Origin of the sequence: Paenibacillus cellulosilyticus (genome assembly GCF_003182255.1) — a bacterium.
Lineage (GTDB): Bacteria > Bacillota > Bacilli > Paenibacillales > Paenibacillaceae > Paenibacillus_T > Paenibacillus_T cellulosilyticus.
Genome location: NZ_QGTQ01000029.1, coordinates 14,245 through 35,112 on the forward strand (window position 1 = coordinate 14,245; position 20,868 = coordinate 35,112).

18 protein-coding genes are annotated in these 20,868 nt (G+C 50.2%); 12 read left to right on the top strand and 6 right to left on the bottom strand.

Going from position 1 to position 20,868, the window contains the following annotated elements; translation table 11 throughout:
* Positions 1 to 6 precede the first annotated feature (6 nt).
* The 3 genes from DFQ01_RS24605 (at position 7) to DFQ01_RS24615 (ending at position 2,421) form a co-directional block, all read left to right on the top strand.
* On the top strand, positions 7 to 843 hold the full coding sequence (locus tag DFQ01_RS24605) for a DUF5995 family protein (RefSeq protein ID WP_110046606.1): 837 nt from the start codon (positions 7 to 9) through the stop codon (positions 841 to 843).
* 539 nt (positions 844 to 1,382) lie between these two features.
* Positions 1,383 to 2,006 carry a nitroreductase family protein gene (locus DFQ01_RS24610; protein WP_110046607.1) on the top strand — a complete coding sequence of 208 codons (624 nt, stop codon included), beginning with the start codon at positions 1,383 to 1,385 and terminating at the stop codon, positions 2,004 to 2,006.
* 202 nt (positions 2,007 to 2,208) lie between these two features.
* Positions 2,209 to 2,421, top strand: coding sequence for a cold-inducible protein YdjO-related protein (locus DFQ01_RS24615; protein ID WP_110046608.1), 213 nt, complete (start codon positions 2,209 to 2,211; stop codon positions 2,419 to 2,421).
* A gap of 184 nt (positions 2,422 to 2,605) precedes the next feature.
* Here DFQ01_RS24615 and DFQ01_RS24620 read toward each other — a convergent pair whose 3' ends face one another.
* A complete protein-coding gene (locus tag DFQ01_RS24620) occupies positions 2,606 to 3,391 on the bottom strand; it encodes a hypothetical protein (RefSeq protein WP_110046609.1) in 786 nt (261 codons plus the stop codon).
* A gap of 292 nt (positions 3,392 to 3,683) precedes the next feature.
* On the opposite strand from DFQ01_RS24620, the gene DFQ01_RS24625 reads away from it, so the two are divergent.
* The 3 genes from DFQ01_RS24625 (at position 3,684) to DFQ01_RS24635 (ending at position 9,906) form a co-directional block, all read left to right on the top strand.
* Entirely contained in the window at positions 3,684 to 5,972 is a 2,289-nt protein-coding gene (locus DFQ01_RS24625) for a glycoside hydrolase family 95 protein (RefSeq protein WP_110046610.1), read from the top strand.
* Between the two features lie 303 nt (positions 5,973 to 6,275).
* Positions 6,276 to 8,042: an ABC transporter ATP-binding protein gene (locus DFQ01_RS24630; RefSeq protein WP_110046611.1), complete on the top strand. Its 1,767-nt coding sequence runs from the start codon at positions 6,276 to 6,278 to the stop codon at positions 8,040 to 8,042.
* Positions 8,017 to 9,906, top strand: a complete 1,890-nt coding sequence (locus DFQ01_RS24635) for an ABC transporter ATP-binding protein (RefSeq protein ID WP_110046612.1) — start codon at positions 8,017 to 8,019, stop codon at positions 9,904 to 9,906. Before DFQ01_RS24630 ends, DFQ01_RS24635 begins: the two co-directional genes overlap by 26 nt.
* 172 nt (positions 9,907 to 10,078) lie before the next feature.
* On the opposite strand, the gene DFQ01_RS24640 is transcribed toward DFQ01_RS24635, so the two are convergent.
* From DFQ01_RS24640 to DFQ01_RS24650, 3 genes are all read right to left on the bottom strand, one after another.
* Positions 10,079 to 11,095: a hypothetical protein gene (locus DFQ01_RS24640; RefSeq protein ID WP_110046613.1), complete on the bottom strand. Its 1,017-nt coding sequence runs from the start codon at positions 11,093 to 11,095 to the stop codon at positions 10,079 to 10,081.
* Between the two features lie 303 nt (positions 11,096 to 11,398).
* The gene (locus DFQ01_RS24645; RefSeq protein WP_110046614.1) at positions 11,399 to 11,971 is read right to left on the bottom strand and encodes a PCYCGC motif-containing (lipo)protein; all 573 of its coding nucleotides are present in this window, start codon (positions 11,969 to 11,971) and stop codon (positions 11,399 to 11,401) included.
* A gap of 41 nt (positions 11,972 to 12,012) precedes the next feature.
* A complete protein-coding gene (locus DFQ01_RS24650) occupies positions 12,013 to 12,663 on the bottom strand; it encodes an HAD-IA family hydrolase (RefSeq protein WP_110046615.1) in 651 nt (216 codons plus the stop codon).
* A gap of 178 nt (positions 12,664 to 12,841) precedes the next feature.
* On the opposite strand from DFQ01_RS24650, the gene DFQ01_RS24655 reads away from it, so the two are divergent.
* Positions 12,842 to 13,927, top strand: a complete 1,086-nt coding sequence (locus DFQ01_RS24655; RefSeq protein ID WP_110046616.1) for a lactonase family protein — start codon at positions 12,842 to 12,844, stop codon at positions 13,925 to 13,927.
* Between the two features lie 92 nt (positions 13,928 to 14,019).
* On the opposite strand, the gene DFQ01_RS24660 is transcribed toward DFQ01_RS24655, so the two are convergent.
* Positions 14,020 to 14,559, bottom strand: coding sequence for a hypothetical protein (locus tag DFQ01_RS24660; RefSeq protein WP_110046617.1), 540 nt, complete (start codon positions 14,557 to 14,559; stop codon positions 14,020 to 14,022).
* 208 nt (positions 14,560 to 14,767) lie between these two features.
* On the opposite strand from DFQ01_RS24660, the gene DFQ01_RS24665 reads away from it, so the two are divergent.
* Positions 14,768 to 15,232 carry a thiol-disulfide oxidoreductase DCC family protein gene (locus DFQ01_RS24665; RefSeq protein WP_110046618.1) on the top strand — a complete coding sequence of 155 codons (465 nt, stop codon included), beginning with the start codon at positions 14,768 to 14,770 and terminating at the stop codon, positions 15,230 to 15,232.
* 71 nt (positions 15,233 to 15,303) lie between these two features.
* A complete protein-coding gene (locus DFQ01_RS24670) occupies positions 15,304 to 16,095 on the top strand; it encodes a metallophosphoesterase (protein WP_110046619.1) in 792 nt (263 codons plus the stop codon).
* A gap of 13 nt (positions 16,096 to 16,108) precedes the next feature.
* Here the strand turns inward: DFQ01_RS24670 and DFQ01_RS24675 are convergent, their stop codons facing one another.
* Positions 16,109 to 16,879, bottom strand: coding sequence for an MBL fold metallo-hydrolase (locus DFQ01_RS24675; RefSeq protein ID WP_110046620.1), 771 nt, complete (start codon positions 16,877 to 16,879; stop codon positions 16,109 to 16,111).
* Between the two features lie 278 nt (positions 16,880 to 17,157).
* Here DFQ01_RS24675 and DFQ01_RS24680 point away from each other — a divergent pair, with 278 nt between their 5' ends.
* The 3 genes from DFQ01_RS24680 (at position 17,158) to DFQ01_RS24690 (ending at position 20,867) form a co-directional block, all read left to right on the top strand.
* Positions 17,158 to 18,597 (top strand): serine hydrolase domain-containing protein, encoded by a 1,440-nt coding sequence (locus DFQ01_RS24680; protein WP_110046621.1) that lies wholly within the window; start codon positions 17,158 to 17,160, stop codon positions 18,595 to 18,597.
* A 98-nt stretch (positions 18,598 to 18,695) separates the two neighbouring features.
* Complete coding sequence (locus DFQ01_RS24685; RefSeq protein ID WP_245946868.1) at positions 18,696 to 19,745, top strand: M42 family metallopeptidase; 1,050 nt, start codon at positions 18,696 to 18,698, stop codon at positions 19,743 to 19,745.
* Between the two features lie 27 nt (positions 19,746 to 19,772).
* Positions 19,773 to 20,867 (top strand): M24 family metallopeptidase, encoded by a 1,095-nt coding sequence (locus DFQ01_RS24690; RefSeq protein ID WP_110046622.1) that lies wholly within the window; start codon positions 19,773 to 19,775, stop codon positions 20,865 to 20,867.
* Position 20,868 lies beyond the last annotated feature (1 nt).

Sequence of the window (20,868 nt, forward strand, 5' to 3'; positions counted from 1 at the left end):
ACTAGGATGGCGGCAGAAGGGTCAACGGGCAGTATGAGCAATGCGCGTACGATTGACGAAGTGCTCGACAGATTGGACTCCATTATTCAGTCATCGATTGACAGTGGCAGTCGAATTGGTTACTTCGCAGCGTTGTATCGGATGGTAACCGCACAGGTAAAGGAAGGCATCATAAACGGACGTTTCGAGGACGGACCTCGTATGGAACGGCTTGATGTGCGATTTGCGAACCGATTCCTAGATGCATACGATGCTTATTCCCGCAAGGAAAAATGCAGCCTATGCTGGCGTATTGCCTTCGACGCGGCGGAGCGGCAGGAGCCGCTCGTGCTTCAGCATTTGCTGCTTGGTATGAATGCGCACATCAACTACGATCTCGGTATCGCCGCTGCTGATACTTGCCCAGGTGCCGCTCTTGAGTCGCTTCACCATGATTTTAATGTCATCAACGACATACTCTCCTCGCTCATTGACGAGGTGAAAGGGGACCTCGATGCTGTGTCCCCTTGGATCGGCTGGCTTGACCGTCTTGGCGGCAGAGCTACGGACATCATTATCCGGTTCAGCATGGAGCAGGCACGCAACTTCGCTTGGCGGTTTGCAGTTGGTCTTTCGCAGGCAGACAGCGTTGATCGATTCAAGCTATCGATGAACAAAGACGCCGAGAGCACATTGCTTGGTCAAGAAATCCTTAAGCCTCCAGGCTGGCTGCTTAGATCCGCCATCTGGCTCATTCGCCTCCGCGAATCAAGCAGCGTCGCTGACATCACTCGCCATCTGTTCAACAAATCCATCACCACCACACCCATTCCACCCCAATCGGGCACCGTCGGTGTGAGTTGAGTCGTTGTCATTACCTAGGTCTTTGATTTTGTCTTTATCTTTGTCTTTATCTTTGTCTTTGGTTTTTGTCCTTATGTCTTATTCCCGTAGCAGCCTATCAAAAGCTGCTACGCCCAAACCTCCTCCCCAAAGCAATGCGGGGAGAGTGCCTTCGTGAGAGCTAAGCGAGGAAAACACGAAGCGGACAAATTGTTCTGGAGAAGTCTTTAGCAAGGAACGAAGCAGGCAAATGATTCTGTAGAAGCGTCAGCGTTCGCCTTTGTGTCCGGATTGTACCCTTTTCTGATCTTATCAAATCAGAACAATCTGGACACAACAGCGATCGAAAGAACATTTGCTTGCGAAGTGACCTAAGCGTAGCTATCGGTCAGAACATTTGTCCGCGAAGTGTTTCCGAGCGCAGCAAACACACTGAACCCAGCAAAATTTTTCCTACGATAACCAGCTGGTTGCTTTTCTCTCGTATTCTTCGCCTTCTCCGGACGCACACTGATCCAGTGTCCGTCCTACAAATACATTCATCATGGTGGTGCTAAAGCATGTCAACAACAACCATATCCAATGCAGAACAATTCCTTACTGCAGTCCGCAGCCGTCGATCGATCTACGGCATCAGCAAAGAAAAAGTTGTACCTAACTCCCGTGTCCAACAAATCGTCGAAGAAGCGGTTAAGTACAGCCCATCGGCCTTCAACTCCCAGAGCGCACGCGTTCTTGTTCTGTTCGACAAACATTCGGACAAGCTGTGGGAACTGACAACCGAAATTCTTCGGGCGAAGACAGGCGGCGGCGATTCCTTCAAAGCGACGGAGGATCGCATGAAGGGGTTCAGCGCAGGTTATGGCACGGTGCTGTTCTTCGAAGATCAGACGGTCATTGAAGAGCTCAAGACCAAATTCGCTTCGTACGCAGCAGCTTTCGAGCCATACTCTTATCAATCATCCGGTATGCTCCAGTACATCGTTTGGACTGCACTTGAACAAGAGGGACTCGGTGCATCGCTGCAGCACTATCAGCCGCTAATTGATGAAGCGGTGCAGAAGGAATGGAACATTCCTTCCACATGGAAGCTGTTTGCGCAAATGCCGTTCGGCAAGCAAGTTGCGCAGCCGAACGAGAAACAATTCCAACCACTCGAATCGCGTGTGAAGATTTTCGAGTAGTCCTGTAGGATCACAATCGGGCTCGAGCATCTTGAAGAAGATGTCTCGGGCTTTTATTTACTCGAACATGGCAGCGATTTCATTCGAAAGAAACATGTAAGCAGTGACGGAATCTGGAGATTATGGTCGGTCGTTACTGTATTTTTCAATCGGGGAGGGGCTATAATAGTCGGGTTAATGAACACAGAAGGAGCTTGAACCCATGTCTGAAGAGGAAGTAAAACCCGATCTAATCCCAACGAAAATTTACAAGTGTAAGAACCCGGAATGCAAGGCGTGGGTCCGTGAAGAATTCGGCAGCGAAGGTCAGCCGTGTCCGATGTGCAAAGGTCCGATGATGAGAAGCATACGTCACCTGCCGAAGGTACAGAATAAAATTAAACGCCAGCCGAAGAAGAAAGATCCTTGGGCTTAAAAGATTCGAGATCGCAATCGCTGCAAACGCGCATTGATAACGTGAATGGTTCATGTAATCGTCGATATAATCGGATAGCAAGTACTTAACTGTACTAAAAGGGAAAAGATCGCCTAACCACCTTGTTTGTTCGGGTGGCTGGCGATCTTTTTTGAAGAGAACCATCTTATGCCTGTCTCAGCCGTTATGGCTTAACAGTACGTTTATTTCTTAATAAATAAAATACAGGAAACAAAAATGCAACCGCTGCAATTAGAAGATAAATATACGTATGGTTTGATTTATCATTATTATTCACGTTAACCGATCCACTACCGAATTGTATGGCACCATCTTTTGTTTTACTTTTCATATTCTGATTATCTAGTCTTACTTTATCAATGGAATTTTTAAAATCGCTATATGGTTTCTTTTTAAAATCAGAGCCTTTATGTAAATCAACGATATGCTCACCATCACCACCGTTAATGTAAAGGGCTGAAATGCCATATCTCATATCGTCAATTACTTTTGTTTTATCTCCAGTGTTTACATTCGACTTAGCTTTATTAACGGATTGAGTATAATCTTTAACATTGTTCACCCTAAATATTTTCCATTCGCCTGAATCATTGTTTGCATAAACTGTTCCTAGTTCCTTTCCATCTAGTTCTATCGGGAAAATATACCCTGCAAAAATGAATGGGTCTGTATGATCATCCGCAATCTGATAATATGCAATTCCATTACCAAGGGTTGCATTCTGAAAAGAACCAGAGGATCCATTAAAATCGCTCTTAGCAGAGTCCAAAGAAGAAGCATAGTGTTGTTGATAATCCGTTAAAATCGATTGTTTGATACTATTGTCCGCAATCTGGTTTTGCGGGTCCGGACTTTGACTTGCAGGGGCAGCAAAAAGAATGCTATTCAAGCACATGAAACACATAACAGTAAATACAAGAAGAAAAGAACCGATCATTTTTTTCTTCATTTCAAATCCTCCAAGAGATTCATATAAGACAGAAAGTTATGAAGATTCATAGTGCATTAACGCAACGCTTCTTATTGACATTCCACACTATAAACAAAATCTCAAATGCTGCATATAGCGAATGTTGTCGAATAAAAGGAAGCAGCCCTCATTCGAAGGCCAAAGCTGCCCGATGGCTCCGCTTTTCTCATGCATACGTGTTGCAGGAAGCGGCTTTTCACCCATGTACAGCTATGGTATAGTGTAGGTAGAGTTATCGGTATCTCAAATATAGAGGAGACGACTTCATAATATGAATAATACAACTTTATGGTATACAAAGCCTGCCGACCAGTGGGTGGAGGCATTCCCAATCGGCAATGGTAAGCTTGGCGCAATGGTATTCGGGCGTCCAGACGCAGAACGCATTCAATTGAACGAGGAATCGGTGTGGCTCGGCGGCCCGCAGAAACGAGATAATTTGGAAGCGCTCCCGAATCTTCCAGAAATCCGCCGCTTGCTGTTCGCGGGTGAACCGGAGAAAGCGCAGGAGCTTGCATTCCGCACGATGGTATCCAAACCGGATGGAATGGGGCCTTATCAGACGCTTGGCGAGCTCATGCTGAGCGTTGAGGGTGAAGCACCGGAAGCGGGTACATACGCACGCGCCTTGGACCTGGCAACGGGTCTTGCAACCGTTAGTTATAAGGCTGGCGGTGTTGCGTACGCACGCGAATCATTCGTAAGCGGGCCAGATGCAGTCATCGCTTATCGCTTGTCTGCTGACCTTGCAGGATCGATCTCGTTCGAAGCGGAGTTGAGCCGTCAGGAAGCATGGGAAGCAGCTCCACAAGGCTCCAATGGGCTCTTGATGACCGGTCAATGCGGTGAAGATGGCGTTCGTTATGCAGCACAGCTTCGGGTGGAGAGCATTGGCGGCGAAGTAAGTGCTGAAGGCAACCGTGTATCGGTTAAGGGAGCTGATTCGGCTGTTATTTACGTAGCGGCAGCGACGACCTACAATCAGCCGGATCCCATTGCTGCAAGCGGTGCAGTAATCGATGCTGCATTGGCAAAAGGCTATGAGGCAATCCGCCGCGACCATGTCGAGGCGCATGGCGCGCTGTTCGACCGTGTCAGCTTGGAGCTCAGCGGAACTTCGAATCCGAGCGATGAGCTCCAAAAGCTGCCGACGGATGAACGACTAGCTCGCTTCCGTGATGGCGAAGAGGACCCGGGCTTTATCTCGCTCTTCTTCCAATATGGCCGTTATTTGCTTATCTCAAGCTCAAGAAGAGGCAGTCTGCCCGCGAACCTGCAGGGCATCTGGAACGAATTCCTGACGCCGCCGTGGGAATCGGATTACCACACGAACATTAATATTCAAATGAACTATTGGCCTGCAGAAGTGACGAACCTTGCCGAATGCCATGAGCCGCTGTTCGACTATACGGATAAGCTGATCGAGAACGGCCGCCATACGGCGAAGGTGATGTACGGTGCGAGAGGCTTCTGCGTTCACCATGCGAGCAATCTGTGGGCAGATACGGCTATCGTGTCGACATGGCTGCCGGCGATGTTCTGGCCGATGGGCGGCGCTTGGCTGATGCTGCATATGTGGGAGCATTATCTGTACAGTGGAGATACGGCATTCCTGCGTGATCGTGCATATCCAGCAATGCGTGAATCGGCCGAGTTCTTCTTGGACTTTATGGTGCGAGACCCGCAGGGACGCTGGGTAACTGCGCCGTCCGTCTCGCCTGAGAACAGCTACCGTTTGCCGAATGGCAACGAAGGCGCATTGTGTGTTGGTCCATCGATGGATACGCAAATGATCCGAATGCTGTTCGAGGCTTGTCTTACTTCGATCGACAAGCTTGGTCTTGAAGATCCGATTGCAGACGATCTGCGCGAACGTCTCGCCCATATGCCAGAGCAGGGCATCGCAAGCAATGGGACGCTTATGGAATGGTCCGAAGAATATGAAGAGCCGGAACCAGGTCACCGTCATATCTCGCATCTGTTCGCGCTTCATCCAGGCGATGCGATTACGCCGGATGGAACGCCAGTGCTGGCAGAAGCAGCACGCAAAACGCTCGATCGTCGTTTGGCACACGGTGGTGGCCACACGGGATGGAGCCGCGCATGGATCATTCACTTCTGGGCGCGTCTATTCGATGCAGAGGAAGCGTACGCCAATTTGGCTGGCTTGCTCGCGAAGTCGATTCACCCGAACCTGTTCGGCGATCATCCGCCATTCCAGATCGATGCCAACTTCGGCGGTACGTCCGCGGTAGCTGAGATGCTGCTTCAATCGCATGCGGGTCTTATCCGACTGCTGCCAGCGCTTCCGGCAGCATGGCCGTCGGGTCATGTCACGGGTCTTCGTGTACGCGGCGGAGCAGAAGTTGATCTTGCTTGGGCAGAGGGCCGCTTGGCACAAGCCGAGCTGCGCTTCACGCAATCGGGATCGTTCCAGCTGAAGGCTGAGAGTGGCTGGAAGCTGCGGCTGAATGGCGAAGCTTATGAGCCTGAGCAGAATGGTGCTGTTCTGCTGCTGCAGGCGCAAGCAAGTGACGTGATTACGGTTGCAGGTGCTTAGAAGTTAGAAGTCGAAACGGAATAAGCAGGATTTTATAGCAAAACGGTCGGATTTCCGGCCGTTTTTGTGCTAATTGTAAGTCGAGAGAGGTATTCGATATACAATTGAGCATGAGATTGCCGGAATGAAGGCTTCTGTGCCGCTTTAAGCTCAGTTACAGCTGTTTCACCTTGTTTTACACCATTTTCCTGCTGTTTTCTTGTCCATTCGTAGGTTGAGACGGCAATAATATTGCATTATAATCATCGCGATATTTTGAATGTAGAATGAGGCTCGATTGCATGCTCAGAACGGAGGAATCGGATGTATTTATTACGCAAATATCGGGCGCGCTATGGGAAAGGCTTCATTGTTTCGATTATGTTTCTGATGCTTGAGGCGTTGTGCGATTTGCTGCAGCCGGCCATGCTTGCGAAGATTATCGACCAAGGCGTCGTGTCCGGCGATCTGAATGTCGTCTATCGCATCGGTGCGATTATGCTCCTCATTACAGCGATTGGCGCTGGAGCAGCCGCAACACGCAACCTCATCTCTAGCCGTGTCTCCCAGCAGTTCGGCGCGCAGCTTAGAGGCGATCTGTATCGAAAAATTCAATCGCTCTCTTTCTCCGCTATCGACAAGCTCGATCGGGCATCACTCATTACTCGTTTGACCAACGACGTTACGCAAATCCAGAACTTCGTGAACGGTTTAATGCGTATTTTCGTGAAGGCGCCGCTGCTAGGCATTGGTGCTGTCATTATGGCAGTGAGGCTCAACCCGCCGCTGTCTGTCATCCTGCTCGCGGTCGTACCCATTGTAGCGTTTCTCATTGTGATGAACCTCCGCATCGGATTTCCGCGCTTCGCGCGCGTTCAGCAGTCGCTCGATCGTCTGAATGGCTACACGAGGGATTTCTTGTCTGGTATCCGTGTCGTGAAGGCGTTTAATCGTTACGAGGATGAAGCGAAGAAGTTCGAGGTCGCCAATGAAGCTTATCGTTCGGCCAATGAAGGCGCGATGAAGGCGATGGCGATTTTTAATCCGCTTATCGCACTGACGGTGAACATCGGGATTATCGTCATTCTATGGATTGGCGGCGTTCGCATTGACGGTGGACATATGCAAGCGGGCCACGTTGTTGCCTTCATTAACTACATGCTGCAAATCTTGTTCTCGCTTATGACGATCACGATGGTATTCAATATGTTTGTCCGAGCGAAGTCGTCTACCACACGAATCGTAAGCGTTTTCCAACAGGATGAGCGCCCAAGCGGCTCGGCTATGTCTAACGATAAGGCAGCAGGCGCGGCTCGCGACGGTTACTGTATTCAATTCGATAATGTCTCCTTCTCGTATGACGGCGTAGCTGGAGAGAAGGTGCTTCATCATCTGTCCTTCCATTGTAAGCAAGGGGAGACGATCGGCATTATTGGCTCTACGGGTTCGGGTAAAAGCACGCTCGTCAGCCTCATTCCACGCTTCTATGATGCAACTGGCGGTACGGTGTCTGTTCTGGGGCATAATGTTGCCTTGCTCGATCCAACATCGCTTCGCAGCCGAATCGCCATTGTCCCGCAGCAAGCGGTACTATTCACCGGTTCGGTGAAAGACAATATTCGCTGGGGCAATGAAGAAGCGACGGAAGAGCAGATTATCGAGGCTGCTCGAATCGCTTCAGCCGATGATTTCATCCGGGCTCTGCCCAATGGGTATGATTCACTTGTCGGACAGGGTGGCGTCAACTTCTCTGGAGGGCAGAAACAGCGGCTCTCCATTGCACGTGCGCTCGTTCGCAAGCCGGAAATTCTTATCCTCGATGACTCTACGAGTGCGTTGGACGTGCTCACGGAAGCACGAATCAAAGGCGCGCTTAAAGCGCTTGGCGGTCAAATAACGACGCTGCTGATAGCTCAGCGTATCACTTCGGTTATGGACGCAGATCGTATTCTCGTGATGGACAATGGCCAATTGGTTGCAGTAGGCGACCATGGTCAGTTGATGCGGGAGTGCGAGGTTTATCGGGAAATCTATCGTTCGCAGTACGGGAAGGAGGCCGATCAGCATGCCGCAGCAGCCCAATCGATCTGAATCCAATAAGCCGGAACCTGTTGTCATGCCGATGGGCGGCCATCGCCCTCCAGGTGGAGCCTTCGCCGGCAGGGCACGAGGTCCAGGCAGCAAGCCGAAAAACACCTTCGGCGTGCTTCGCCGGTTGTGGAGCTTCGTTGGTCCTGAACGAATGCGATTATCGTTCATTTTCTTTTTCGTCATCATCTCTGCGGCTATCGGACTTCTAACGCCATATTGGATTGGCAGGGCCGTGGATACGATGAAGAGCGGCAGCGTCGACTTCGATCTGCTTCGCTATTTCTTAATTGCAATGGCAGTCGCCTATGTGACAGATGCGTGCCTAGGGTTCGTGCAAGGCCGCTGGATGGCGGGCGTTGCGCAGCGCATTGTCGTTCGGCTCAGACGAACGTTATATGAGAAGCTGCAGCAGCTGCCGCTATCGTATTTTGACAGCCGCCGTCATGGGGATGTGATGAGCCGTCTGTCGAACGACATTGACAACGTCAGTAATACAATATCGCAATCCACGACCCAGCTTATGTCTGGTATTCTCGGTATTGGCGGTTCGCTCGTTATGATGCTCGTACTCAGTCCGACGTTGACGCTCGCAAGTCTTATCACGGTACCGCTCGTTTATGCGCTGACTCGTATCATTACGCGCAGGACGAAAGAGCTGTTCAAAGCGCAGCAAACACAGCTTGGTGCATTGAATGGTCATATTGAAGAGACGATCTCAGGCGTTCAAATCGTACAGGCGTTCAATCAGGAACAGCGCGCGATCGACGAGTTCAATGAAATTAACGATAAGCTGAGGGAAACAAGCTACAAAGCGCAAGTATGGTCCGGTCTGCTCATGCCGCTGCTAAGCGTCATCAGCAATATCGGATTCGCATCTGTTGCCATCGTTGGGGGTATTCTTGGTGTTAAAGGTTATCTATCCGTCGGTGTTATTGCCAGCTTCATTACGTATTCGCGTCAATTCGTTCGGCCGCTCAATGATTTGGCTGCAACGTACAACGTTCTGCAATCTGGTTTAGCCGGAGCTGAACGTGTGTTTGAGGCGCTGGATGAGAAGGAAGAACCGGCTGATGCACCGCATGCCGTTGAGATGAATGCGCCAGCTGGACGAGTGGAGTTCGAGAATGTGAAGTTTGGCTACAAGCCAGGCGAGCCAATCATTAAGGACATCAACTTCGTGGCGCCAGCGGGGAGCTCAACAGCTATTATAGGACCTACCGGTGCCGGCAAAACGACCATTATTCAGCTGCTGACGCGCTTCTATGATCCATCGGGAGGCAAGGTCATGATCGATGGGATCGAGATCGATCAATATACGCGCGACAGCCTTCGCCGCAGCTTCGGCGTCGTGCTGCAGGATACGTATTTGTTCACGGGTACCATACGTGACAACCTGAAGTACGGCAACCCTGACGCAACGGATGAAGAGATGAGGGAGGCAGCGAAGCTAACAAACGCCGATCCATTCATTCAGCGTCTGCCTAACAAATACGATACGATGCTAAGCGAGAATGGCGGCAACCTTAGCCAAGGCCAAAGACAACTGCTTGCTATCGCGCGTGTTATGCTGGCGAAGCCTTCCATGCTCATCCTAGACGAAGCAACGAGCAGCATCGATACGCGTACCGAATTGCACATTCAAGAGGCAATGGCCAAGCTGATGGAAGGCCGTACGAGCTTCATTATCGCGCATCGACTCAACACCATTCGAGACGCGGACACGATCATGGTCATCGACAAAGGCCAAATCGTCGAACACGGCAGTCACGAAGAGCTGCTGGAGCAGCAGGGTGCGTACTATCGGATGATGAGCAGCGCATCCGTTCGTGGTCAAGCAGAGGCAACGGCTGCTGAGGCTGACTAATGGTTCAAAAATGAAAGTTAGCATTTACAGAGCATGACATAATCAACTATGTCATGCTCTGTATCTATTTGTGACGGGTTTTGTTAATGAACCATTGTGATCGACTGCATAGATACGCGGATGGAATCGACAGAAATCGTTCTTGATGGAGAGGGGAGTTTCAACGGAGATTTCATCTGAGACTAGTAGATAAATGGCTATGCAAGGCTTCGTCAAGGGTATTGAGAATAAACTCATAAAACTTGTATTCCTCTTCCTCTAGCTGATTCAATTGGTTCACAAGCTCGACTACTAATCGACTATCGTCTAAAAAATTGCTTTTGAGAATTTTAATGCGAAGAAATTTAAATTTATTAGCCAAATCGATTAATGCAGGCAATATACGGCTTGTGTCCATCCCGAATTGATGAGCGAATTCAAATCTTTTCACCATCGCTTTTTTATGTTCATAGATGAGATGAATCGATCGAATGTCGAACGCCTGGTCTTTGTCCAACAATCGTGCATAATCCCTAATGCATTGATAAACCTGCAACCCGTAAACCTTTGATTCATTACCACGATAACGAATCCTCGATTTCATCAAGTCTTCAATGCTATTCATGATGCGTGTATGGTCGACAGCTATTTGAGTATCCTTCTTTTTAAATAACTTGCTATGAACAGTCCAAGGATATTTCAAAACCGCATTTCCGAAAGCGTTTTCAACTTCGTCAAACGTTAACGTTCCATCCTTGTATAACTCATTTTTAAAATAACGCGCATAGACGATTTGTTCTGACTTATTATAACCATAGATAAAAACGCCGTGGTCATTATCAAAACTCTGATACGCGATCGTACCCGGGATGTAAAATTCGTTTACATTGAGTTGAATGTATTGCTCGTCGTCAATACAGTCGAATATAAATTCCAAGATGCCACTGCCATATTTCGTGATGATTTTCTGATGAACGATTTGTATGTCCATAATTTCAGCATAGGCACTGTAAAAATCCTCATGGCAAAAATCAAGCAGCAAAAGCCTTTGTTCAACAAAATCTCTTGGACACACCAATTGGATAAAATGATTCATGAACCATTTCTTATACAATATTTCATGATCAAGGTCCAGCATTGAAAAGCAATCGGCATGATGCACATACCCAAAAATAAAAGGCTTAAAAATAGGCAATTTGCATTCATTCATCTATGAATACCCTCCTCAAATGATATAAGGCAGAAGAAGTAGACTCATGCTGCCATAAATCGGAATCCCCCCCGTCGACATGTTACTGCTCTTTTTCGTAGTCAAAATATACTATAGCACTTGGTTAAGGAAAAATGTATCAAAAATTAGCAATTTGAATCTAAATTACCAATTCAATATAAAGGGGAATCGATCCAGCAAAAGCGCGATAGCTAGCGTAGCAGAGATCAGCGATCTTTGACGGCTTGCAGTCGTGCTTCTCTTATCGATTCCCGCTATGTCCGAAAGTGGTACTATCTGCTATTAAGTCGGCATCGGCGTAGCCGTCGGCTTCGCATATCCAACTCGGTACGCATCGTCTATCGCAGCGCGAATCTCCTTCACGGTCTTGCCTTCCTGCTTCATCTGCACAGTCTGCAGCACCGTATCGACGCATACATCACAGCCCGTGCCGTGGCTGTCCCATACGACTGAGCCGTCTTCATGGACCTCGGCGATGAAGCAGTTCAGGTTGCTCTCATGTCCTGCGCTGCCGCCGCAGCCGCAGTAGCAAGGAATCCATGCGAGCGTGTCGCGAGTAATGGCAGCAGCCTGATAGGCAAGAACGATTTTCTCAGGCAAGCCGTCTAAGAAAGAAGGGAGTACGTCCAGCGATGCTGTAGTTTCTTGAATATCGCCATTAGCCAGCTGTGTCGTCTCGGTATGAACGTGGTTAGCATGTGCATCCGAGGCTTGGCTGACTTCTGGCGTCGCGATGCTAGCTCCGGCGGCATCTTTGCTTGCGCTGCTTCCGCAGCCCGACAACAACGAGATCGATACGACGCCGGTCATCAACCATGTCATCGTATATTTGCTTGGGTTTCGATATAGGTTCATTTGCTGCTCCTTACATCAGGATCTTTGAACGGAGTTCAAAGTCACTCTTCTCTATAACTTTCGAGTAACTGCTGCATGATTGGTTCGACCTTATTCATCCATTCGCCAGCCGGGTCTGCGATTAGCACCGACCAGCCCAGTGATTGTGCTTTCTCTAGATTGGCCGCCGAATCATCAATGAATAGAACAGGGCCATTTGCGGTGCCAATCGCGTCTACCGCATGCTGATAGATGCGAAGATCGGGTTTGAAGCATCCGGCACTGCTCGATACGGTCATACTCGTAAAGTGGTGCGCATGATCAGCAAGCTTCGGCGAGAGCCATTCTGTACGATGATTGCTTAGAATATGTAAATCTGCGAGCTGCTTCCATCGATCTAATCGTTCCAGCGATGGCAGCGGCACGAGGTTGTCCATAATCATTGCGCGCCCTTCTTCTTCGGTGAGCGTAATGCAGTATTGGTTCATCCACTGCCAGAACTGCGGCTCTTCAGCCGCGCCGGACCACAGATCATCGCGAATTTCGCGCTTATACCGCGAGCGAATATCGGCATAATCGACGCCAGTGCGATCCGCGAGCTGGGTCCAGAAGGTAGGGGTGAGATTGGATAGCAGCACGCCGCCGACATCCAGCACAAGCTGCACTTTTACCGGGAGCTTCGATGCTCCTTTATGATCATCATTGAACATCATTGTTGGATTCTCCTAGCGTATGTAAATAGTTGGTTTCTGAATACGCGACCTATCATAACATGGTCGCGATAAACATTGAAGCTTTCGCATGCTTTCATTTGTTTCTTGCGGGGACTCCTTATATAATCAGGAGGATAAGGTTTAACTGGTGTTAAAGGGATTAGGAGGAGAATACATAATGACGAATGAACAATCCAGACTGCTCGTCTTCGCTGGCTCGTATGCTGAAGCGGATTCGAACGGTGTATACGTGCTTCAATTCGATGAAAGCTCCGAGCAGCTGACGCTGCTGCACGGATACAACGGCTTGAAAAATCCGACGTTCTTGAACGTCGATGCAGCTAACAACCGCCTGTATGCAATCACGGAAGGCAAGAATGCAGACGGCAGCAAAAATGCTGAAGCTGCAGCTTACGCAATCGCACCTGCTGACGGCTCGCTGACGCAGCTGAATCGTGCATTTACGGTAAGTGCGCCAACTTGCCATATTCAACGTGATGCCAACAGTGAATACATAGTAGTAGCAAGCTACCACGGCGGTATGGTTGGTCTCAGCGCGCTGACAGAAGACGGCCGAATCGGAGAGCCTCTCGACGTGCAGCAGCACGAAGGAAGCAGCGTTCACCCTGAGCGTCAGGATCGTCCTCATCCGCACTCATCGATGTTTAGTCCAGACGGCAAGTTTTTGTATGTACAGGACCTGGGACTTGACCGTATTCGTATTTACGCGATTGATCGCGACGCGAAGAAGCTCGTGCCGCAAGGCGAGACGGTTATTCACCCAGGCGGTGGTCCTCGTCATATCGCGTTCCATCCAACGGCTCCATATGCATACGTCATTAACGAGGTGGATTCGACGGTTACGGCATTCGATTATAACTCGGACAATGGTGCTCTGACTGAAATTCAGACGCTGTCGACACTGCCGCCAGAAGGGTTCGAAGGCGAGAATACGTGCGCAGAGATTACCGTGTCCAAAGACGGACGTTTCGTCTACGGTTCGAACCGCGGTCACGATAGCCTTGTTGTCTATGCGATCGATCAAGCAACGGGCAAGCTGACGACGATTCAATTTATTTCGGTTGAAGGCGGACATCCGCGCCACTTCGCATTGACGCCAAGCGGCAACCATCTGCTTGCTGCCAACCGTGATACGAACAACATCGCGGTATTCCGCGTGAACCGTGACAGCGGTGAGCTGACGTTTACGGGCAACAGCTTGACGGTATCGCAGCCCGTGTGTGTCCTTCCAACTTATTATTAAAATTTGAAGCGGGCGAAGCTCGTCCACAAAACAAGAGGGGTTGTCTCCTGCGGTTACTTCAACCGCAAGGGACAGCCCCTTTTTGTTACCGACTATTTGACGCGGCGGAAACCTTCCTCGGCCAAATACTCGATCGATTCTGCTTCCGTCTCGAACGCACAGTCTAACGCATCTAATGCCCAGATGTACCATAGCTCTGCGTCGTCTTCGTAACGAAGAACGAGCGTGTTGCCTTTCTTATCCTGCCATAGCTGCTGCAAGGAATCCGGCGCATCCAGTTCAGCTGGAACCTCCGTTTCCTGCGGCTTCTTAGGCGGCTTCGGCGTGATCGCAAGTGCTTCTGGCGAGTCCGTCAGTTCGCTCAGCGATGCAATCGACTGCGAGAGCAGCGTGTGGAGCTCTTCTGCGTCGAGGTCGCGAATATTCACGAGACCTTTGGCATCTTTGCGTGGATCATTCAACAGTCCGGCGTAGACGTAACCATTGCCGTTCGGATGAAGGTGGTACACAAGATTTTTGCGCTCATAGACGCTATCTTCGAATTGAAAATTAATGCGGCCTAGCGATACATCCTTGCGCTGCAGCTGTGAGAACGATTCAATGATCGACAGCTTTTGTTCAAAAGTAAGCATGGGGTTCCTCCGGCATTCGGGTAGTATAATTTGCCTGTCATTATAGCACAGCAGCCTTCAGATGACCAATGATCTCGAAGCAGTTCTTGAAGCATGCTCGGCTTCGAATCTTGCTCCAGATCCAGCTATCGAACTCACAGCTTACAAATCCACCTGAATATGCTAGGATGAGAAGAAATCGTGCAGATCAAGCAAGGGGCGAGGACGAATGGCAGCACATGCAGATAAAGAACAAATGCCGATTATTATGCTCGTGGATGGCGACTGTGCCTTATGTCATGGGATGACCAAGTTCGCGGTTAGCCGAGATAAGCATCAGCGATTCCGAATTGCAGCCCTGCAATCAGAGATCGGCAGCAAGCTGTTGATGCAGGCGGGACTGGAGCCTCACAAGCTGGATTCGCTCGTCGTGCTTGAACGAGGACGAGCATACGTCAAATCAAGCGCAGCATTGCGCGTATTTCGCCGACTTGGCGGAATGTGGCCGCTGCTATATGCGACAATTGTGCTGCCCGGACCTATTCGTGACTACGGGTACACGTGGATCGCGCGAATCCGCTATCGAATGTTTGGTCATGCTGACATTTGTATGCTGCCGTCAACAGCTGGTCGACAGCGCTTCATTGATGATAGCGAACCGCTCAGCAATCTAATCGATGTGAGAAGCAAGTAATTTGCTCTAGTTGCTGCTTAAGCCACCTTCCGGTGTGTTAATGAAGAAGAAGAAGGAAGGAGGAGACACCCATGGAAAGTATCTGGCTCATCATCGTGCTCATTGCAGCAGGAGCGGCGTTGTGCGCATACGGTTTTTTAATCGTACCTACGCAGTGGCTCAAGCTGGAGCATGTTCAAGTTCGTTCTGCAGGGCTAGGAATCAGGGTGCTCCAGATTAGTGATGTGCATGTGGAATTTACGCGAATTTCACCCCGCAGGCTAAGCCGGGTTATCGCGCAGCAGCAACCGGATTATATTTGTGTAACCGGTGATTTCACACAGAAGGCGAAGCATCTGCCGAAGGTTAAGCGATATGCAGAAGCGATTGGAGCGTTCGGCATTCCAGTCTTTGCAGTGCTCGGCAACCATGACTATCGGTTAGCGGATTCGGATCGAATGACGCTCATTTCTATTTTGCAAAAGGCGGGATTTACTGTTCTGCTTAATGAATCGGTGTTCGTGGACGGCAAGTTCCAAATCGTTGGCATCGATGATTTTGGATCTAGGAAAAGTGATCCTGCGCTGGCGTTCGCCCAGGTAGATCCTGATAAGCCCGCGCTCGTCATCACGCACGATCCTAATATTGTGCTGTATGTTCAGCAAGAGTACCGCTACCTGATGTCGGGGCATTTTCACGGAATGCAGTTCCATGTCCCGCCGCTGTTCCGTTTTATTAACAAAGGTCCGTTGGCAGCGATAGGCATATACAAAGGACTGCATCGATTCAAAGGCCGTCCGTTCTACATATCTAGAGGAATGGGGCAGACATCCCCGAATGCAAGATTTCTCGTATGCTGTGAAGTGACGATGCACGAGTTGTAAAGTAACTCCATCCTTATCCGATGGATGGAGTCTCTGCGGCAAGTTCGGCAATACGGCGGTTGACATCTGTTGAATAAACGCCACCATGGTAGCAAATCACTTGGTCGATCGCATAGTCTGCGAATCGCTCCAGCGAGCGAACAGCTTGCCCATAATCGACGCATGTCTGAGGGAGAGAAGGTCGAAGCTCGCCATCCACAATCATTAACGCATCGGCTGCAATAAGCGTCCGAGTTGGTTCATGGTATAAGCTAATATGACCGGGCGTATGGCCGGGTGTTTCGATGACGATAATACCGCCGCAGATTGGCAGCCGCTGCCCGTCTGTAATCGTCCGATCGACTGGTGCGCTCGGCGGCGATAGCAGCAGTGCTTTGAATCTATTCTTAAACGCCTCAGGTGTACCTGGCGGCAATACCGCATCCATCTTCGCAAGCGCCTCATCCGTCACTTTAATAAGCCGCTTCTCGCCCTGAATATAGGGCACCTCGAAGGGATGGGCCAGCACCTCAACAGGCCGATCGGCCTTCACATGATCCAGCAGCGCTGGAAGTCCTCCAATATGATCGATATCTTGATGAGTTATGATGACTTGTGCGATCTGTGCACGATCCACACCTGCATCCGCGATTCCTTGCTGTAGATCAACCAATCTCCCCGGATATCCCGTATCAATTAATACCGCTTCTGTTCCATCCGTAAGGAGTACAGGATATACCGTGTCCGGTTTCCCCATCGCCGAGTTCGTGACAGCCACCAAATGAACACCATTCGTTACGCGCATCTACTGAATCCTCCTATATCGAGCCATCGCAAGAGAAGCTTACGCTCATCAGGCGTGTACCTATCTTATCGGGGAAGAAGGATTATGTAAATAGATAAATATATTATTATATCACAAAAATAAATATTTGTCAACATACAATAAATGGTCGTTTTTGTTTGATCATCGTTAGTGCCTAGCTCCTCGATTCGTCTTGAAATATGATAAGGTTAGTAATGAAGATATGAAGATACCTAGCACTTTATCCATTATTCAATCCCTAGGAGGTCTCCTCAACGATGACAGCAGTAATTCGTTTGCCCCGTGCAACGCCAGAGCAGACAGGAATTCCGAGCCAAGCCATATCTGCCTTTCTCGATCAATTGAAGCGCGATGCGCTGGAGATTCACGGCTTTATGGTCATCCGCAACGGAAGCGTGGCAGCCGAGGGCTGGTGGGAGCCGTATTCGGCAGAGCTTCCTCATCTCATTTTCTCCATTACGAAGAGCTTTACCGCGACAGCAGTTGGATTTGCCGTTCAAGAGGGATTGCTGAACGTTCATGATAAAGTCGTATCCTATTTCCCGGACGAGCTGCCGGCACAACCATCCGACCACTTGCTGGCAATGACGATTCACGATCTGCTAGCGATGGCGACTGGACAGACAGGCGATCCGACAGAAGAGTCGATCTCGCAAGGTGGGGATTGGGTTCGGACGTTCTTCGAAGCGCCGATTCCATATGCGCCTGGTACTCATTTTGCCTATAACAGCGGGGCTTCTCATATTCTCGGCGTCATCGTTGAGCGTGTGAGCGGACAGTCGCTGCAAGCGTTCCTTGCACCGCGTCTGCTGGAACCGCTCGGCATCGAAGTGGCGGAGTGGCAGAAGCTTCCTGGCGGTCACCCGGCAGGCGGATTCGGTTTGTGCATCACACTGGAGGATGTGGCGAAGCTGGGTCTGTTGTATCTGCAGCGCGGCGTATGGAACGGTCAGCGACTGCTGGACGAAAGCTGGATCGATGCTTCATCGGCACTACAGGTAAGTAATGGCACGGAGCCGGATAACGATTGGGCTGCAGGTTATGGGTATCAGCTGTGGCGGTGCCGGTTTGATGCGTATCGATTCGCGGGACTCTTTTGTCAAAAATGCATCATCATCCCGTCGCACAACATGCTCGTTGTGTTGAACTCGGCGGATTGGGACGAGCCGAAGGCGCTGAATGCGGTATGGGAGCATTTGCTGCCGGCGGTCAGCGAGCAATCGCTGCCGGCGAATGTAGAAGCACATCAACAACTGCTGGATCGAATCGCAGCGCTGACGCTCAGCGTTCGTCTGGGAGAAACGGGAGAGAAACAGCATTTCTTCAACTATGGTACGACCTATCGGCTTGAATCGAATCTCGCAGGCTGGGAGTCGATTCAATTAGAGGAGCAGAACGATCGAATCGTAATTACGGTCACGGGTCAAGATGGCGAGAAGCAATTTGCATATGGCGTAGATCAGTGGGTGTACGCAGGGGAACGGTTGAAGTCGACAGCGGGCAGGGCGCTGTGGAACTCGGAGGGTGAGCTCAAGCTGGTTCAGCACGAGGTGTGGACACCGTTCAGCCGGACGGTGACGATTCGCGAAGCGGAGGAAGGAATGACGCTGCATATTCGCCGCAATGTATCATGGCCGCTCTTCGGATGGAAAGACGAGAATGACACTGTGCTGGGCACGCCGGCATCCTCGCGATAAGAGTCCCTCTTGCTCCCCAGCAGCGCAGTGGAAGATTGCGTATAATAGGATACTGAGCGAACCAAGATTTTCAAGATGAATGAAGAGGTGTTGCTGTAATGATGAAATCGTATGCATCTACACTAGATAGAGCCTACATCCTGGACATGCTGGATCAGCTGCTGCGAACGCCAAGTCCAAGTGGATTCTGTATGGCGATTATGGAGCTCGTTAGTAGGGAGGTCACCAAGCTCGGCTATACGATGCAGCGATCACCCAAAGGGAACGGCATTATCGTCATTCCAGGCGCAAACGACTCGAATGCGATCGCGCTCACGGCGCATGTTGATACGCTTGGCGCGATGGTCCGTTCAATCAAATCCGATGGAACCGTGCGCTTCACGCCAATTGGCGGCTATGCGATGCAAACGGTGGAGGGCGAATACTGTCTGATCCATACGCGAGATGGACGGCAATATGAGGGAACTGTTCTCTCAACGAAGCCTTCTGTCCATGTTTATTCGGATGCGCGTGACTGGAAACGCGATGAAGCGAATATGCAGATTCGGATCGACGAGCTTGTTGATTCGAAAGAAGATACCGAGAGTCTAGGAATTGCACCGGGTGATTTCATTTCTTGGGACCCACGTGTGCGGATGCGGCCGAATGGTTGGATCAAGTCACGTCATTTGGACGATAAGGCCAGTATTGCAGCATTGTTTGGTCTTCTAGAATGGCTGAAGCGGGAAGGTCGTACACCATCTCGTACGGTGCATATCATTATTTCAACCTATGAAGAGGTTGGACACGGCAGCGCCTATGTGTCTCCCGATATCACCGAGATGATTGCAGTTGATATGGGAGCTATCGGCGATGATTTGAGCACGACCGAGCGGGACGTATCCATTTGTGCCAAAGATTCGTCAGGACCGTATGATTACGGCATGACGTCGAAGTTGATTGAATTAGCGAAGCGGGAAGGCATGCCATACGCTGTTGATATTTATCCGTTCTATGGCTCGGATGCTTCAGCGGCGCTGCGAGGCGGCAGCAATATTCGGGCAGCGCTCATTGGTCCCGGCGTACATGCATCACACGGGATGGAACGAACACATGCCGAAGCGATTGTGAATACAGCAGCGCTGCTGCTTGCTTATATTTTGGAATAAACGAAGAGAAGGTTAGGTGATCTTGCAATGAATGAACGGCTGCGCCAGTTAACGACACATTTGACGAATCAATCGCTCCATGCAGCAATCATTACGAACCCGAAGCATGTCTATTACTTAAGCGGCTTCCGCAGCGATCCGCATGAGCGGCTGCTTGCGCTTATCGTTACAGCAGACGGAGGCTCGAAGCTGTTAGTGCCACAGCTGGATCGGGCAGGGGCGGAAGCATCCGCCTCGGTTGATGTTATTGAATCTCATCGAGACACAGACGATGCCTACGCCATTCTAGCAGGCATGCTGGGCAAGGATAGCGGGGGCCAACTTGCAATCGAGAAGGAACGAGTGACTGTATCGCAGTACGAACGGATGAGATCTGTGCTGCCGCAGTCATCCCTGCTTGGAATTGACGATGCGTTGCTTGCTATGCGAGCTGTAAAAACAGCTGACGAGGTTGCACGCATCAAGCGGGCTGTCCAATTGATTGAACAGGTGCTGCGGGACACCCTGCCGCTAGTTAAGCCAGGTGTAACCGAGCTTGAGCTTGCCGCTGACATTGATTTCCGGATGCGCAAGGTTGGTGCTGAAGGTCCATCATTTGATACGACGGTATTGGCTGGCGCTAACTCCGCGCTGCCCCATGGTACGCCGGGCAATCGCAAGATTGCCGAGGGTGAGCTTCTATTGTTCGATATGGGCGTGTACGCGGATGGTTATGTTTCAGACATAACGCGAACCTTTGCAGTTGGTGATGTGTCTGATGAGCTGAAGCGAATCTATGCATCCGTATTGAAGGCCAATGAGTTGGGCATCCAAGCGCTGAAGCCTGGTGTCCCGATGATGGAAGCAGACCTTGCAGCTAGACGCCATATTGAAGCTTCCGGCTATGGAGATCGGTTCACACATCGACTTGGTCACGGCATTGGGCTGGACATTCATGAATATCCTTCGCTGCATGGTGCGAACGCGGAGCTCCTTCGTGAAGGTATGGTTGTAACGGTGGAGCCCGGAATTTATGTCCCTGGCTTAGGCGGGGTGCGAATTGAAGATGATGTGCTGCTAACGAGCGGCGGTTCGGAGACACTGACGACGTTCCCTAAGCTGCTTACGATTATCGGGGTATAGT